Source organism: Ellagibacter sp. (genome assembly GCF_048412355.1).
Taxonomy (GTDB): Bacteria; Actinomycetota; Coriobacteriia; order Coriobacteriales; family Eggerthellaceae; genus Ellagibacter.
The window spans coordinates 41,264-55,881 of record NZ_DBFSAP010000004.1 but is presented as its reverse complement, the minus strand read 5'-3'; the positions used below and the strand labels follow the sequence as shown (position 1 = coordinate 55,881).

General features: G+C 60.0%; 13 protein-coding genes and 1 tRNA gene. 2 read left to right on the top strand and 12 right to left on the bottom strand.

Features of this window, described 5'->3' with window-relative positions; genetic code table 11:
* Positions 1 to 112 precede the first annotated feature (112 nt).
* The 7 genes from ACMRQN_RS00375 to tig form a co-directional block, all read right to left on the bottom strand.
* A complete protein-coding gene (locus ACMRQN_RS00375; protein WP_418733335.1) occupies positions 113 to 685 on the bottom strand; it encodes a zinc ribbon domain-containing protein in 573 nt (190 codons plus the stop codon).
* 189 nt (positions 686 to 874) lie between these two features.
* Positions 875 to 1,258, bottom strand: a complete 384-nt coding sequence (locus ACMRQN_RS00370) for a type II toxin-antitoxin system death-on-curing family toxin (RefSeq protein ID WP_418733334.1) — start codon at positions 1,256 to 1,258, stop codon at positions 875 to 877.
* Complete coding sequence (locus ACMRQN_RS00365) at positions 1,255 to 1,467, bottom strand: type II toxin-antitoxin system Phd/YefM family antitoxin (RefSeq protein ID WP_418733333.1); 213 nt, start codon at positions 1,465 to 1,467, stop codon at positions 1,255 to 1,257. The genes ACMRQN_RS00370 and ACMRQN_RS00365 overlap by 4 nt, the downstream gene beginning before the upstream one ends.
* A 240-nt stretch (positions 1,468 to 1,707) precedes the next feature.
* The gene (locus tag ACMRQN_RS00360; RefSeq protein WP_418733332.1) at positions 1,708 to 4,386 is read right to left on the bottom strand and encodes a valine--tRNA ligase; all 2,679 of its coding nucleotides are present in this window, start codon (positions 4,384 to 4,386) and stop codon (positions 1,708 to 1,710) included.
* A 90-nt stretch (positions 4,387 to 4,476) separates the two neighbouring features.
* Positions 4,477 to 5,847, bottom strand: a complete 1,371-nt coding sequence (gene clpX / locus ACMRQN_RS00355; protein WP_417052840.1) for an ATP-dependent Clp protease ATP-binding subunit ClpX — start codon at positions 5,845 to 5,847, stop codon at positions 4,477 to 4,479.
* A gap of 29 nt (positions 5,848 to 5,876) precedes the next feature.
* Positions 5,877 to 6,506, bottom strand: coding sequence for an ATP-dependent Clp protease proteolytic subunit (locus tag ACMRQN_RS00350; RefSeq protein WP_158049230.1), 630 nt, complete (start codon positions 6,504 to 6,506; stop codon positions 5,877 to 5,879).
* 189 nt (positions 6,507 to 6,695) lie between these two features.
* Positions 6,696 to 8,102 carry a trigger factor gene (gene tig, locus ACMRQN_RS00345; RefSeq protein ID WP_418733331.1) on the bottom strand — a complete coding sequence of 469 codons (1,407 nt, stop codon included), beginning with the start codon at positions 8,100 to 8,102 and terminating at the stop codon, positions 6,696 to 6,698.
* 225 nt (positions 8,103 to 8,327) lie between these two features.
* Between tig and ACMRQN_RS00340 the strand changes: the two genes are divergently transcribed.
* On the top strand, positions 8,328 to 9,062 hold the full coding sequence (locus ACMRQN_RS00340) for a DUF1847 domain-containing protein (protein ID WP_418733330.1): 735 nt from the start codon (positions 8,328 to 8,330) through the stop codon (positions 9,060 to 9,062).
* A 14-nt stretch (positions 9,063 to 9,076) separates the two neighbouring features.
* Here ACMRQN_RS00340 and ACMRQN_RS00335 read toward each other — a convergent pair whose 3' ends face one another.
* The 5 genes from ACMRQN_RS00335 to ACMRQN_RS00315 all read right to left on the bottom strand — a co-directional run bounded on the left by ACMRQN_RS00335 (position 9,077) and on the right by ACMRQN_RS00315 (position 14,025).
* Positions 9,077 to 9,754: a leucine-rich repeat domain-containing protein gene (locus tag ACMRQN_RS00335; RefSeq protein ID WP_418733329.1), complete on the bottom strand. Its 678-nt coding sequence runs from the start codon at positions 9,752 to 9,754 to the stop codon at positions 9,077 to 9,079.
* Positions 9,755 to 9,768: 14 nt separating this feature from the next.
* Positions 9,769 to 10,884: a hypothetical protein gene (locus ACMRQN_RS00330; protein WP_418733328.1), complete on the bottom strand. Its 1,116-nt coding sequence runs from the start codon at positions 10,882 to 10,884 to the stop codon at positions 9,769 to 9,771.
* A gap of 75 nt (positions 10,885 to 10,959) precedes the next feature.
* Positions 10,960 to 11,886, bottom strand: a complete 927-nt coding sequence (locus ACMRQN_RS00325) for an ABC transporter permease (RefSeq protein WP_418733327.1) — start codon at positions 11,884 to 11,886, stop codon at positions 10,960 to 10,962.
* On the bottom strand, positions 11,883 to 12,761 hold the full coding sequence (locus ACMRQN_RS00320) for an ABC transporter ATP-binding protein (RefSeq protein ID WP_418733326.1): 879 nt from the start codon (positions 12,759 to 12,761) through the stop codon (positions 11,883 to 11,885). Before ACMRQN_RS00320 ends, ACMRQN_RS00325 begins: the two co-directional genes overlap by 4 nt.
* 118 nt (positions 12,762 to 12,879) lie before the next feature.
* Complete coding sequence (locus tag ACMRQN_RS00315; RefSeq protein WP_418733325.1) at positions 12,880 to 14,025, bottom strand: ABC transporter substrate-binding protein; 1,146 nt, start codon at positions 14,023 to 14,025, stop codon at positions 12,880 to 12,882.
* Positions 14,026 to 14,451: 426 nt separating this feature from the next.
* Between ACMRQN_RS00315 and ACMRQN_RS00310 the strand changes: the two genes are divergently transcribed.
* Positions 14,452 to 14,537: transfer RNA gene (locus ACMRQN_RS00310), tRNA-Leu, on the top strand.
* The last annotated feature ends 81 nt before the right edge of the window (positions 14,538 to 14,618 follow it).

Below are 14,618 nucleotides of genomic sequence, written 5' to 3'. Positions count from 1 at the left end.
CTACCGAATCGGAAGTGAATCCACCACTCGCCGCAACGAAAAAGGGCGCCGACCCCAAGAGGAGTCGGCGCCCTGAACAGGCAGTTCTTCGAACGAGAAAGCGAAGCTCGCCTTATTCCTTTTCCTCACGATGCTCTTGCGCGCGCGGAGCACGGGAGCGCACCTGGTTGTGCGGCTCGCGGGCAAGCTGGCCCTGCGAAGCGGAGCTCTGCTGCGGGCGAGGACGGCGGCGCGGGGCCGACCCACCGTTGCGGTTCTGCCCCACCGGCGTGGCGCAGTACGGGCACACGGTCCATGCAGGCTCGAGCGCATGATGGCAGCTCGGGCAGAGGTTCTTCAGGCGCGTATGGCAGTTCGGGCACAGCACGTAGTCGGACTCGACCGGATAGCCGCAGTTCGCGCACTCGCCGTACTTCATGAGCTCGCGCTGCTTCAGGGCGACCTCAAGCTCCTGCTCGTCGCGATCGATCTGCAGCAGAGGCGGACGAAGCAGGCAGTACGCGATGACGCCGATAAGCGGCACGAGTGCGACGATGCCCCAAACGTACCAGTGTGTTCCGCGCATATACGCGTCGCGGATGACCCACACGATAGAAAGGACATAGAGCAGCACGAGCAGCACGATAAAGACCGTGAACGCCGTCATCAGTTCCGGCGTAATGAGCTGCGACATCAATTCGGACATGGATTCCTCGTTTCCAATGACGCCCGTCCAACAGGCATTTCGGGCAACTAGCGAACGATTATAACAAAAAACCTTTAGAGCAGACGGTATACCTCGCGATATCGCAGGCATCGCCAAATAACGTATATGAGAGAATAGAATTATCAATGGGCTGTGTCAAAACCCAGCCGTGAGCACCGCACAATTACCCTAACCTATTACGGAATGCACCCATTCAACCAAAGCATCGAAATCCCATGAACCTTCGGCAACGCCGAGCATGGCTTTCAACAGCTCATCATGACGTGGCCGGAAAGCAAGACCGGATATTCTAAGGTACGCTCCCATAAGGGCGGTGGCGGTTCGCTTGTTGCCATCAACAAACGGATGGTTTTTGATGATGCCGTAAGCATATCTGCACGCCTTGGCTTCGTCGGTTGGATAGAGCTCTGCACCGTCGAACGACTGGAGCGGCTGCGCGAGCGCAGACTCCAGAAGCCCCTCGTCTCGCACACCATCGGCTCCTCCGAACTTGGCGATTACGGCAGCGTGCACCGCAATCGCCTCATCTTTGACAATAGGGCGGATTCTCATTTGGCAAGTTCCTCGAACACGTCGGAATACTCATCCATGAAATCGACTGCAACGTCCAAAGTCGATGCCTCTGCTCCAACTGGCTGAATCACCACCCAAGGCTTATTGTTCTTCAAGACAGTAACCGGTCTGCCGGTTCTGTTGACCTCCGCCGTCAAGCGGGAAAAGTTGGCCTTGGCCTCCGCAAGGCCCATCGTCAGCGTTGCCATACAATCCTCCTTCCAATATGGTCAGAATTATGACCAATTATTAAGTCAGCGTCAACCTGAGCCATTACCTTCGATCATAGCGGAGCCAATGAAGTTGCCAGATTCGACCGCAGACACCGCGACGGTGCCTTTGCCGGGCTCTGTGTTCTCGCCGTAGGATATAGTCCGTTCACCTGAATAAAACTGCGCCGGACCCGCTTGCAAGTCCGGCGCAAAAACTAACTCTAAGAGAAGCAGCTTTTAGCCCAACTCGGCGAGCTGCTCTTCCACGCGCGCAAGCTTATCGCGCAGCTCGGCAAGCTTCGCCGTGTCCTTCTCCACGATCTCGGGCGCTGCCTTCGCGAGGAAGCCTGGGTTGGAAAGCTTCTTGGCGAACTTGGCCTCGTCCTTCTGAAGCGTTGCGCGCTCCTTGGTGAGGCGTGCGCGCTCGGCCTCGAAGTCGATAAGGCCGGTGAGCACGCAATACACCTCGCACCCGTGCGCGACGACGCAAGCGCTCTCGGCGGGCTTGTGCGCATCGGACGGAACGATCGAGAGCTCGGACGCGCGCGCCATCGAGATGATCTGACTCTTTAGACCCTCGAGGACACGGGCATTTTCAAACCCGGCGCGCAAAACCACGGGAAGCTCCTGCTTGGGCGAGATGCCGTAGCGCGCACGCGTCGAGCGGACGGCGCTCACCACGTCGCACAGAAGGCTCACCGCACGCTCGGACTCCTCGTCGACAAGCGACGCGAGGCTTTCGGGCTCGGGCCACTTCGCCATCATGAGCGCGGGCGCCTCCCCTTCTGCATGCGGAACGTTTTCCCAAATAGCTTCCGTGACGAACGGCATCGCGGGATGCAGGAGGCGAAGCGCGTTGTCGAGCACGTACACGAGGTTGCGCTGCGTCTGCAGGCGGGCATCGCCCTCTTCGCGCAGGCTCGCCTTGCTAAACTCGATGTACCAGTCGCAGAACTCGTTCCAGAAGAAGGCGTGCAGCTCGCGCGCCATCTCGCCGAACTGGTAGGTTTCGATGTCCTTGGTGACCTCGGCGGAAAGCTTCGCCAGACGGCTGAAGATCCACGCGTCGGCCTCCGAGACCGCGCGCGGCTCGCCGGGCGTGAAGCCGTCCAGATTGCCCAAGACGAAGCGGCTCGCGTTCCAAATCTTCGTTACGAAGGCGCGTGCCGACTCCGTGCGCGGGCTGCCGAGAAGCTCGTGGGTCTTCTTGTCGATATCGGCGTCAAAGCGCACATCCTGGTTGTTGGTCACGAGCGTGAGCAGGTTGAAGCGCATCGCGTCGGCGCCGTACATGGAGATGAGGTCCATCGGGTCGACGCCGTTGCCCTTCGACTTGGACATGCGCGTGCCGTCCTTCGCGAGGATGGTCGCGTAGATGACCACGTCCTTAAACGGGATTTCCTTAAGAAAGTACGTCGACGACATGATCATGCGCGCCACCCACAGCGCGATGATGTCGCGCGCGGTGACGAGCGCAGTCGTCGGATGATGGCCTTCCAGGCGCTCGGGATGCTCGGGCCAACCCTGCGTGGCGAACGTCCACAGCTGGCTCGAGAACCAGGTATCGAGCACGTCCTCTTCCTGCGCGACATGGTGGCTGCCGCACTTCGGGCACACGTCGGTGTCCTCCATAAGCGCGTCTTCCCAACCGCAGTCCTCGCAGTGGAACACGGGGATACGATGACCCCACCACAGCTGGCGCGAGATGCACCAGTCCTTGAGGTTCTCCATCCAGGTGAGATACGTCTGCGTCCAGCGCGAGGGGTGGAAGGTGACCTTGCCGGAGGTGACCGCCTCGGTCGCCGGTCCCTTCAGCTTGTCGACAGCGACGAACCACTGCTCGGACAGCCACGGCTCGAGCGTCGAGTCGCAGCGGTAGCAGTGCATGACGGAATGATGATGGTCGTCCACATGATCGAGCAGGCCGTGTTCCTCGAACCAGGCGACGACCGCTTGGCGGCACTCGTCGCGGCCCATGCCCGAGAACTCGCCGTAGCCTTCGACCACGTGCGCCGTCTCGTCGAAGATGTTGACCTTCTCAAGGCCGTGACGCTCGCCCATGCCATAGTCGTTGGGGTCGTGAGCAGGGGTTACCTTCACGAAGCCCGTGCCGAAGCCCGCATCGACGTAGAAGTCGGAGAAGATGGGAATCTCGCGGTCGACGATGGGAAGGCGAACCTTCGCACCGACGAACTTGTCCTTGTCGTGGTCCTTCGGAGAGACCGCCACGCCGGTGTCGCCGAGCATCGTCTCGGGGCGCGTGGTGGCAACCACGACATATTCCTGCCCATCGACAGGCTCGACGAGCGGGTAGCGCAGGTACCACAGATGGCCGTCTTCTTCCTTGTACTCCGCCTCGTCGTCGGCGATGGCCGTCGTGCAATGCGGGCACCAGTTCACGATGCGCTTGCCGCGGTAAATCAGCCCATCATGGTACCAGTCGCAAAAGACCTTGCGCACCGCGGTGGCGTAGTCGGCATCCATGGTGAAGTGAGGGTCGGAGAAGTCTATCGAGCAGCCCATGCGCTTGATCTGCTCGACGATGTGCCCGCCGTACTCGTGCGTCCAGTCCCAGCAGGCGTCGACGAACTTCTCGCGGCCGATCTCGCGGCGGGAGATTCCCTCAGACGCGAGCTTTTTGTCCACCTTCGTCTGCGTGGCGATGCCCGCATGGTCGGTGCCCAAGATCCAGCGGGTGGAGATGCCGCGCATGCGGTTCATGCGGATGATGGTGTCCTGGATGGTGTCGTCGAGCGCGTGGCCCATATGAAGCTTGCCGGTCACGTTCGGCGGCGGAATCGTCACCGTGCAATCGCCCACGCCGGGGTTGCGGCGATAGTAGTCGCCAGCGAGCCATTTATCGAGCATGCGCTGCTCGACGGCTTCTGCGTCGTAATTCTTCGGCATGTTTTCCATTGGATGCAAGCTCCTTCGATGAAACGTAAGCGGACAGGCGCCGAAACGCCGAGAGGGGCGCCCGCAAAAGGCGCCCCGGGAAAGTGCGGCTTAGGAAGCGGGAACGATCTCGGGGACCGTTTCCCCCGTGATGTCGCTCGCGCGCACGACGACGTGCGTGGCGACTTTGTGCTCGGGCAGGTCGTACATGACGTCCTGCAGCACGCGCTCGCAGATCGAGCGCAGGCCGCGAGCGCCCGTGCCGTGCTCCTGCGCCTCGTGGGCGATGGCGCGCAGGGCGTCCTTTTCGAACTCGAGCGTGGAATCTTCGAACTCGAACATCTTCGTGTACTGCTTCACGAGCGCGTTCTTCGGCTCGGTGAGGATGCGGACAAGATCGTCCTCGGACAGCTCGTTGAGCGCCGTGATCACAGGGATGCGGCCGACGAACTCAGGGATCATGCCGAACTTGTTCAGGTCCTCGGGAAGCACCTGCGCCAGAAGCTCAGCCTCGGCGTGCTTCTTGCTCTCGGGCAGCTCGGAAGAGAAGCCCAGACCACTCTTTCCGACGCGCTGGCCGATGATGTCTGCCAGGCCGACGAACGCACCGCCCAGGATGAACAGGATGTTCGTCGTGTCGATGTGGATGAGTTCCTGCTGGGGGTGCTTGCGCCCGCCCTGCGGCGGCACGGAGGCCTCGGTGCCCTCGACGATTTTCAAAAGCGCCTGCTGCACGCCCTCGCCCGACACGTCGCGCGTGATGGAGAGGTTTTCAGCCTTGCGGGCGATTTTGTCGATCTCGTCGATGTAGATGATGCCGATTTCCGCACGCGGGATATCGAAGTCGGCGGCGGTGATCAGCTTGAGCAGAATGTTCTCGACGTCCTCGCCGACATAACCCGCCTCAGTGAGCGTCGTCGCGTCAGCAATCGCGAACGGGACGCGCAGCGTGCGCGCGAGCGTCTGGGCGAGCAGCGTCTTGCCGGAACCCGTGGGGCCCAAAAGCATGATGTTGCTCTTCGCGAGCTCGACATCACCCTCCTGCGCCTCCGATTCCATGCTGATGCGCTTGTAGTGGTTGTAGACGGCGACGGAGAGGGCGCGCTTCGCGTTTTCCTGGCCCACCACATGCTCAGAAAGCTCGGCGTAGAGCTCGTGGGGTGTGGGCAGGTTGCCCAGGATATCGGCGGGGTTCGGGGTCGCATCCTCGATGTCGGCCTCAACGATCGCGCCGCGGTCCTGTGCACGGCGGCAGCCACGACGTCCGGCCGTCTCCTCGTCGGACATGCTGTCGAAGGCGGTCGAGAGGCCCAAGTCGCGCATCATCGCGTCGGCGCACACCGAGATGCACTCGTCGCAGATGTTGATGCCGTTCGGACCTGCGATCATCGCGGTCACCTGGTCGGATGACTTCCCGCAAAACGCGCAGTACACCGCGTCGTCGCCGCGATAGCCAAGGTCGCCTCTTCGTTCGTTTGTCATATGCGTTAGGTCGCTTCTCTTCTTAGGTTCTACTTGTCGGAGGAGCCGCGATGGCTCGTGATGATGTCGTCGACCAGGCCGTATGCCTTCGCTTCCTCAGCGGAAAGCCAGTTGTCGCGCTCGCAGTCGACGTGCACCTGCTCCTGGGTCTTGCCGCAGTGCTTGGCGATGATGCCCTCCAAGCGGTCGCGCGTCTTCTTGATCTCGTCGGCCATAATCTGGATGTCGGTCTGCTGCGTGTGGCCGTCGCCGGTGCCGCCCATGGGCTGGTGAATCATGACCTGGGCGTTCGGCAGGATAAAGCGCTTGCCCGCCGCGCCGCCGGTCAGAAGGGGCACGCCCATGGATGCCGCCATGCCCAGGCAGATGGTGGACACGTCGCACTTCACGAACTGCATGGTGTCGTAGATGGCGAGGCCCGCGGACACGCTGCCGCCCGGAGTGTTGATGTAGAGCGAGATATCCTTTTCGGGATCGGCACTTTCGAGATGGAGCATCTGCGCGACGACGGAGTTCGCCACATGGTCATCGATGGGCTCGCCGAGGAAGATGATGCGGTCGTTTAAGAGACGAGAATAGATGTCGTAGCTGCGCTCGCCGCGCGGAGATTGCTCGATGACGTAGGGAATCAGCGCCGAAGTGGCACGTTCGATGCTCATAAAAAGCCTCGCTTTCGAAAAGGACGCGGCCTCACGGGGCCGCGAAATTGCATTCTGCTTCACATGATGGAACAGCTTGCCGCTTCGCGCAAGGGGTCGCGAACACGCCGTTCACGATAAGCATAAAACGGGGCCGACGCAGATGCATCGACCCCGTTACGCGATCGGTTGAAGCTAGAGGGCGAGATGCTACGCCTCGACGTCGGCAGCCTCTTCCTCTTTCTTGGCAGCCTTCTTGGAAGACTTCTTGGCAGCCTTCTTCTCTTCCTCAGCTTCCTCGGCGGGGTCGTACTCGGTGACCTTGGCCTTCTCCATCACGTCAAGCACGGCGTGGGTGCGAAGCAGAGCCTCGCGGACCAGGTAGAGGCGACCGCCTTCGCGCCACTCCTTCAGGAGAGCCTTCGGGTCCTTGGCACCGGACTTCTCGAACTCTTCGAGAACTTCCTCGTCGGTGACCTTCAGCTCGAAATGCGCTGCCCATGCGTCGAGCGCCATGTCCTGCTTGGCGGTGTCGGCGGCCTGCTGCTTCACGTCGGCCTTGAACTGGTCGGCGGTGATGCCGTTCTGCTGGAGATACATGTCGAAGCTAGCGCCCTGGTTCTGCAGCTGGGAGAAGAAGTCCTGCAGCAGCTTGGCCTCGGTCTGCTCCTGCACGGCGGCAGGGACCTCGACGTCGAGACGCTTGGCAAGCTCGATGAGGCAGGCGTTTTCCTTCATGCGCGGAAGGACGTCTTCCTTCTGCTCCTTGATGCTGTCGGCAACGCGCTCGCGCAGGTCGGCGACATCCTCGAAGCCCAGCGCGTCCTTGACCCACTCGTCGGTGAGCTCGGGGAGAACCTGCTTTTTCACGGCGAGAACCTCGACCTCGAAGTTCACCGTCTTGGTCTTGCCCTCGAGGGAGGCCATGAGGGTCGCGTCCTTCGCGTCCTCGACATTGACGGAGAAGCTCGCGGTCTGGCCCTTCTTCAGGCCGATGACCTGCTCATCGAAGGCGGCCGGGAACATGCCGGAGCCCATGAGGCACAGACGGGACTCGCTCGACAGCGCGCTCACGTCTTCGCCGTTCTCGTCGGTCGCGGCGATCTTGAGGTCGGCGTAGGAGTCGGCCTTCACCTTGGTGTTGGCGTTAGCGTTCTCGAAATCATGGTAGTAGTCGCGCAGCGCCTCGATCTGCTGGTCGATCTCGGCCTCGGACGCGCCTTCGGCCGGGAGCTTCACTTCAACCGGCTCGTAATCGGAGAGTTCGCAGGTCGGCTTGCACTCGACCTCGAAGGAGAACTCGTAGGGCTTGCCGCCCTCGACGAGCGCAGGCTCGCCGAACTCGGGCTCGCCAACGGGGTAGAGATCGCAGCTGTCGATGGCGAGCGGATAGCAGCCGTTCACGATGTCATCGGTAACGCTGGCCGGCACAGCCTCGGCGCCGAGCGCGTTGTCGATGATCGGACGGGGCGCCTTGCCCTTGCGGAATCCGGGGAAATTGTACTTATTCGCGAAGTCCTTGTAAGCCTTCTTGATGCGATTGTCGACTTCTTTGGCATCGACGGTGACGGTCACTTTGACCTTGTTGTCCTGCAATGCCTCTACTTTTGTTTCCACTAACTTTCCTCCATCGTTCGCTTATCGCACGATTCGTGCAGCGCGCAATCGAATCTGGCCGAATCGGACAGCGCGGCCGAACATCGGCCCGAATGCGCACCGAGAAGGGATTATCGCACATATGGCGAAGTTGTGCCAACCAAACAAAGACATCCACACGGAACGCCTTATACTGAAGAGGAAGCGAACGGAACGAGAGCGAACCGAAAGGCGGCGCTAAGACCCATGACATCTTGCTGCGGCACCCAACAAAAAGCACAGGAAATCAGGCCGGAGCGCCCAAGCTGCGTCGATTGCAAGACGCTCGGCTGCGCTCACAACAACGGCCGCTACCCCTCCTTCTGCGAGACGCGCGGCATGACCGACGAGGAGGCAGCCCTGCTTCGCCACGACTACGAAGAGGACGCCGAGACCTACGAGTTCATGAAGGCGACGGCGGAGACCACCGCCCGCGGCTTCTCAGAACAGCTCTGCCGCGCCGAGGAGACAATGGATTACGCGAGGCGCATGGGATACAAGAAAATCGGAATCGCGTTTTGCGCGGGCGTCGCCGACGAAGCGCAGATCTTCGCGAAAATCCTGCGCATACACAACTACGAGGTGGTGGGCTACACCTGCAAGGTCGGCGCGCTCTCGAACGCGCAGATGGGGCTGAAGGAGAGCTGCTGCAACTTTGGACTGGTCGCCTGCAACCCGCTCACGCAGGTAAGGCGCCTCAACGCCGAGAAGACCGACCTCAACGTGCTCATGGGACTATGCGTGGGGCACGACTCGTATTTCTACAAGCTCTCGGACGCGCCCGTGACCACGCTCATGACCAAGGACAAGGCAATGGTGAACAATCCGGGAGCGGCGCTTTGGGCCTCGACCACAAGTTCGCTTTGGAACCGCATGATGCGCCCCGACGAATCGTTCGCGGCGCGAAAGGACGGGCGGGAGAAAACGAGCGAGCGGGAATAATTGCCTGAGTTCGCCTAACTATCCGAAAAGTCGCAGGGACCCTCTCCAGCGGGAAACAGACGCGCGGCAATGCGGTCGGGAACGCCCGAACGATCGAGCTTCGGACAGCCCCTGAACACGTCGCGCCCCACCTCGTCAACTTCCTCGGGAAAGACGACGCCGGAAAGCTCGGGACAGCTTAAGAACGCCTCGTCACCAAGCGATCGCAAGAGGCTGGGAAACTCGACGCTTCGCAAGGTGCGACAGCCCGAGAAGGCGCGACGCCCGATGGCCTCCACCGCGTCGAGCGCGGGTGCGACACGAAGCGAGCGGCAATTCGAAAACGCCTGGTCACCGATTTCGACAAGCCCCTCCCCTCCCGAGACGCGCCGCAGCGCGAAGCAGCCCTTGAAGGCTCCCCTCGGCACGTCGCGCACACTCGACGGCAGCACTATCTCCTCGAGCTTTTGGCAGTGCTCAAAGGCCGACGCCCCGAGAGACGAAAGGCTCTCTGGCAGCAAAACGCGCCGCAAGTTCAAGCACGCAGAGAACGCGTAGGCCCCGATTTCGCGCACGCCCTCAGGCACGGCGACTTCTTCTATGTCATCGCATCCGCGAAACGCTTCGTCGCCGATGCGGCACACGCCAGGCGGGAAAAGAACCTCGCGCGCGCCGTCGCTCTCATAGCGCGCAATAGCGATCTCGAAGGGCATCGGCTCTGCATCCCCTACGAGCGCTTGCCGCAGCAGCAGCCAGAACCCGCTGAAGCGAGCGGGTCGGGCATGACGTAGTCTTCGGGGTTGCCCACCTTCCACCAGTTTTTGCCGTCGGCGCGGAAACGCGGGTCAGGGTCGACAAGCCCTGGCTCGAAGCCCGCCTCGCGGATACGCGCGACGGCATCCTCCACGGTGAAGCCTCGCCACTCGTCCTCGTTGAACTCGGTATCGCGCGGGTTCGCGCCTCGCTCGACGGTGCACCCGTTCGCGCCCGAATAAAGCGCCTCGGGGATGGCGGGGTGGCATCCCATGGAGTGGATGCGCGACCCGACAGCGATGCGCACGGCGGCGAGAATCTGCAGCATGCGGGGCTTCGAGACGGGCTCCACCCCTTCAAACGGCGTCCCAGGCACATTCACGCGGAACATAACACCCATGCCGAAGGGATTGAGCGACATGTTATAGAGCACCTTATCGGCGATCTCCTCATTGGTGTGCTCGATGCCGATGGGCTCGACGCACGTGCCCCAACGAAGCGGGGACTCGGCGATCGCGCGGATGGTCTGCTCGCGCAGCTTGGGGTCGAAAGGCGTGTCGATTCCCTCGCGCATGCGGCAGACGTGGTAGGCGCTCGTAGCACCCGCCTGGTAAGCCGCCTCGGCCATCGCCGGCGTGAGCTCGCCAACGTTCAGGTTGATAAGATAGTCGCCCGGCACCTGCTCGCGGATATCGGCAAGCCACTCGGTAAGCACCTTCAGGTCGTAGAACTCGGTGGAGCGCAGCGTAAGCGTCGTGATGCCGGCCTCGACATAGGCGCGCGCCATCTCAATGACTTCCTCTTTGGTGTAGATAATCTCGTCGGTGACAAGGCCCCATTCAGTTCCGAACGAGCAGAACTTGCAGTTCATGTCGCAGCTGCACATATCGACCCCGATGGCACCCGCGATGCCGCACTTGTTCCCCGACGCAAAATGAGCGACACGAGAAGCGCATTTGCGAAGATAGGCAACTTCCTCGGACTCGGGATCGAGCTCGAGCATGGACACGATAACCTCCTTGGGCTGGGTTGCCCCACGCAGCGACTCGTCAGTCGCACGATCGATCATCGCCTTCACTTCTTGGTTCATTTTCTCCCCCTTCTTCTTGCCCCGCGACCTTAAAACGCTGGGCATTCTATCGAACTGTCCTCGAATGCGGCCGCACTAGTGCCACTTGGTAAAGCGCTTCTGCAACCACGCGGAGCCGTAATTCAAAACGGTGACGGTGATGCCGCACGTGATAATGCCTGCATAGATGTTCGCATAGTTCGCGAACACGTTCGCGTTGGAAATCCAGTACCCGATGCCCGATTTGGCACCGAAGCTCTCCGCATACATGAGCATGAGGAAGCCAGTCGTAAGCGAAATGCGCAGGCCCTTCAAAATATCGGGCAAAATGTAGGGCATGATGATCTTCGTGATCATAGTCAGGTTGCTCACCTTGAGCACGCGCGTGTTATCGATGATCGCAGGCGGCAGCGAGCCGACGCGCAAGATCATGCTCAAAAACTGCGGCCAGAACACACCAAGCAGGATTACCATCACAGCAGCGAGGCGGTAGTTCGGCATAAGGATGACCAGAAACGGCGTGAACACGACCGACGGAATCGGCGCGAACACGTTCGCGATCGGGTAAAACATCGCGCGTAGGCGGGGAATCCAGCCGCAGATCACGCCTAAGATGACGCCGAACAGCGTGCCGAAGAAAAAGCCCGAAAGCAGAAGCTCGAGCGACGAGACAACGCTTAAGGCCAGCTCCCCGCCGTGGTCGACAAACACGTTGAACACGTTTTCGGGCGATGGGAGCAGCACATTGTGGGCGATGCCGAGCACGGGGCCGAATATCTCCCACAAAAGCAGGAGAACCCACACACACAGCGTGATGTCGGTCGATCCCTGCGGGAAGGGATCCTGCTTCCTGCCGTGAACAAGCGCAACCAGATACAGCACCTCGATGATTCCGATAGCAGCGAAGAACGCCGTCGGATCCGCCACGTTGCGACGGTGATTCGGAACGAGGGAAACCACCAAAATGAGCGCCACCATCAGCACGTGCGCGATGACAATGCGCAGTTTCATGGCTTTTCTCATAGCGTGGCACCTCCGTCGAAGACCTGCTCGCGATCAACCTGATCGAGCTTCGTCTCTTCCGCCTTGTAGAACAAATCGAGCAGATGCGCATGCATCCGCTTGTACTCGGGCGTCTCGAAGTAAACTTCGGGGACGCGGGGGCGAGGAGCGGAGACCTCGAACTCATCACGGAACTCGCCGGCACTCATAAACACGATGCGGTCGGCTAAAAGCAGCGCCTCCTCAATGTCGTGTGTGACGAAGACCGCAGTCTTCTTCCGTCCCGACACCCAAAGGTCTTCCATGAGCATCTGCAACTCGCGACGCGTCTTGATATCGAGCGCGCCGAAAGGCTCGTCGAAGAGCAGCACCTCAGTGTCCATCGCCAAAGCGCGAGCGATGGCAACGCGCTGACGCATGCCGCCGGAAAGCTGGTAAGGATAAAGATCGGCCGCTTTCGCCATGGATACCTTCGCGAGATACTCGTCGGCGATATCGGACATCCGGTCTTTCGTCAAGCCGCGAGAAAGCTCGATAGACGCCTGCTTAATTCCGAACTCAACGTTCTTCTTCACCGTCATCCACGGGAAAAGCGAATAATTTTGGAACACGACCGAGCGATCGAGGCCGGGTCCCTCGATCGGGTTGCCGTTCGTCTCGATGGTCCCCGCAATCGGCTTCTGCAAACCGGCGAGAATCCGAAGCGTCGTTGATTTTCCGCACCCCGAATGCCCCACGAGGCAAAGGAACTCCCCGTCGGCAACCTCGAGGTCAAGGTGCTTGAGCACCAGTTTCTCCTCAGGAACCTCATCGGGGGCGATGCGATGGTGCTGCACTCCCTTGACGAGGTCCTCGTTGTAGGTGAAGCAAAGGTCCCGAAGGGACAAACTGCCCACGCGAGCCCTCCTTTCCATGTCGTTTGCGCGCAAAACCTAAAAGCGTGCCAAAGCGGCGGCCCCCTCGTCAAAGGAAGCCGCCGCTTTCGGTTTCACCAGCGTTCTAAGCAATTGGCGCCTAGTCGTTGTACTTGCTGAAGTCCTCGGCAAGCTTCTTGTAAGTAGCATTGTCAGGCTCGCGCTCGCAAAGGGTGTCAAGCGCCTTCTTGTACACGGCGGAGGTTGCGTAATCTGCCATGTCGTAGTCGCTCTTCTCGATCTCGCCGATGTTCTGCATAGCCTTGTAGAACTTCACGATTTCCTTGGTGTGCGGATCCGGAGAGAGGTTCATGATGTTGCGGTAATCGCTCGTACCGTACATTGCCGCCTCAACGTAATCGGCGCTCTGTGCGGAATAGTCGACAAGGCGCTTGATAACGTCTTCCTTGTTGTTGAGGTAGTAGTCGTAACCGCGGATAAGCGCTATCTCGAAGTCAACGAGCGAGAGGAACTTGTTGTGGTAGGCATCCTCGGAACAGTTCTGGCGGCAGCAGGGGTAGTCGCCCGTGATGTCAGCCGGAATGGCAGCCACCTTGATGTCGTCCATGCTGGTGGAATAGGTGTAGCCCATCGCGTTATTCGTGATAAACAGGTCATTTTGGCCAGAGCGCAAGCCCTCAAGCGCCGTGGTCGCGTTGTCGACGTACTCGAAGACGACGTCCTCGCCAAGCTTAAGTCCGTTTTCCTGCAAGAAGTTCTTCAAGTAAATCTGGCCAGACTCCTCACGGCTGCAAGCAATGTTTAAGCCCTTGAAGTCCTCTGCCTTCTTGAGCTCTTTGGTGAAGTCCTTCGTGGAGATAATCTCGGAGCCGTTCAGGATGGTGCCGCCGAACACGAAGATTTCGATTCCTTGGGAGACATACGAGCAAGCCGGCACGATGCCGAACAAGTCGATGTCGAGCTTATTCACCGACATCGATGCCATAGCATCGGCGAGGGCGACAGTCTGGAACTCGACATCGCAGCCCTCCTCCTCGAAGTAGCCAAGCTGGTTGGCGAGAATCGCCGGAGCGATCTTGATGAGCTTACCGGTAACGACGCAAACGAGATGCTTGCCCTTGCCCTCGCTCATGAAAGCTTCCTCCTTGGACTCTTCCTTCGCGGAATCGTCCTTCTTATCGGAACTCTCAGAGCTCGAGCAGCCAGACAGGGCGCCAGCGGCCATCGCTGCCATCGTCGTCACGCCGGCGACCTTCACGAAATTACGGCGAGAAAGATCCTGCATACTATTATTCCCTTTCTTCGGTGGTATAACGCCGCGGCGGCGCTATACACTATATGTGTAGTTCATCTATTTGTAGTGCTACCGCTATTTGCCTGTATCCAATAATAGACGCTATTTGCCAATCAGGCAACCGAAATAAGCAGGGAATCGAGCATCTTGGGAAACGAACGCCATACGCGGCTGTATTTCGAAACAGTAGGTTTGCCGGAAGGTTTGGCAGTAGGTTTGCACATTGTCTTAGGCAAATGAACTCGAGCAATCGGCACCCTCAAACACCACGCATTCTCTTCCCCAGGTTCCCAAGCATCGCGAACGAGCCGCCTGCTTGGGCGTTCAGCGCCGCCGACGCCGAATCGAAAACTTGCGCGTATCGATTGCGTTCTGTTCTGCTATTATGTGTCCGCTGTTTTTCGAGCAGCAAAGCGTGCGGGCGTGGCGGAATTGGCAGACGCGCCAGATTTAGGTTCTGGTGGGCAACCCCCGTGAAGGTTCAAGTCCTTTCGCCCGCACCAGCTGGGGGAAGGGTGCTTTTCCTGCACCCTTCCCCCAGCTTCTTTTTGCGCAGCTTATATATTTGAAAGGACCGCCAGTGG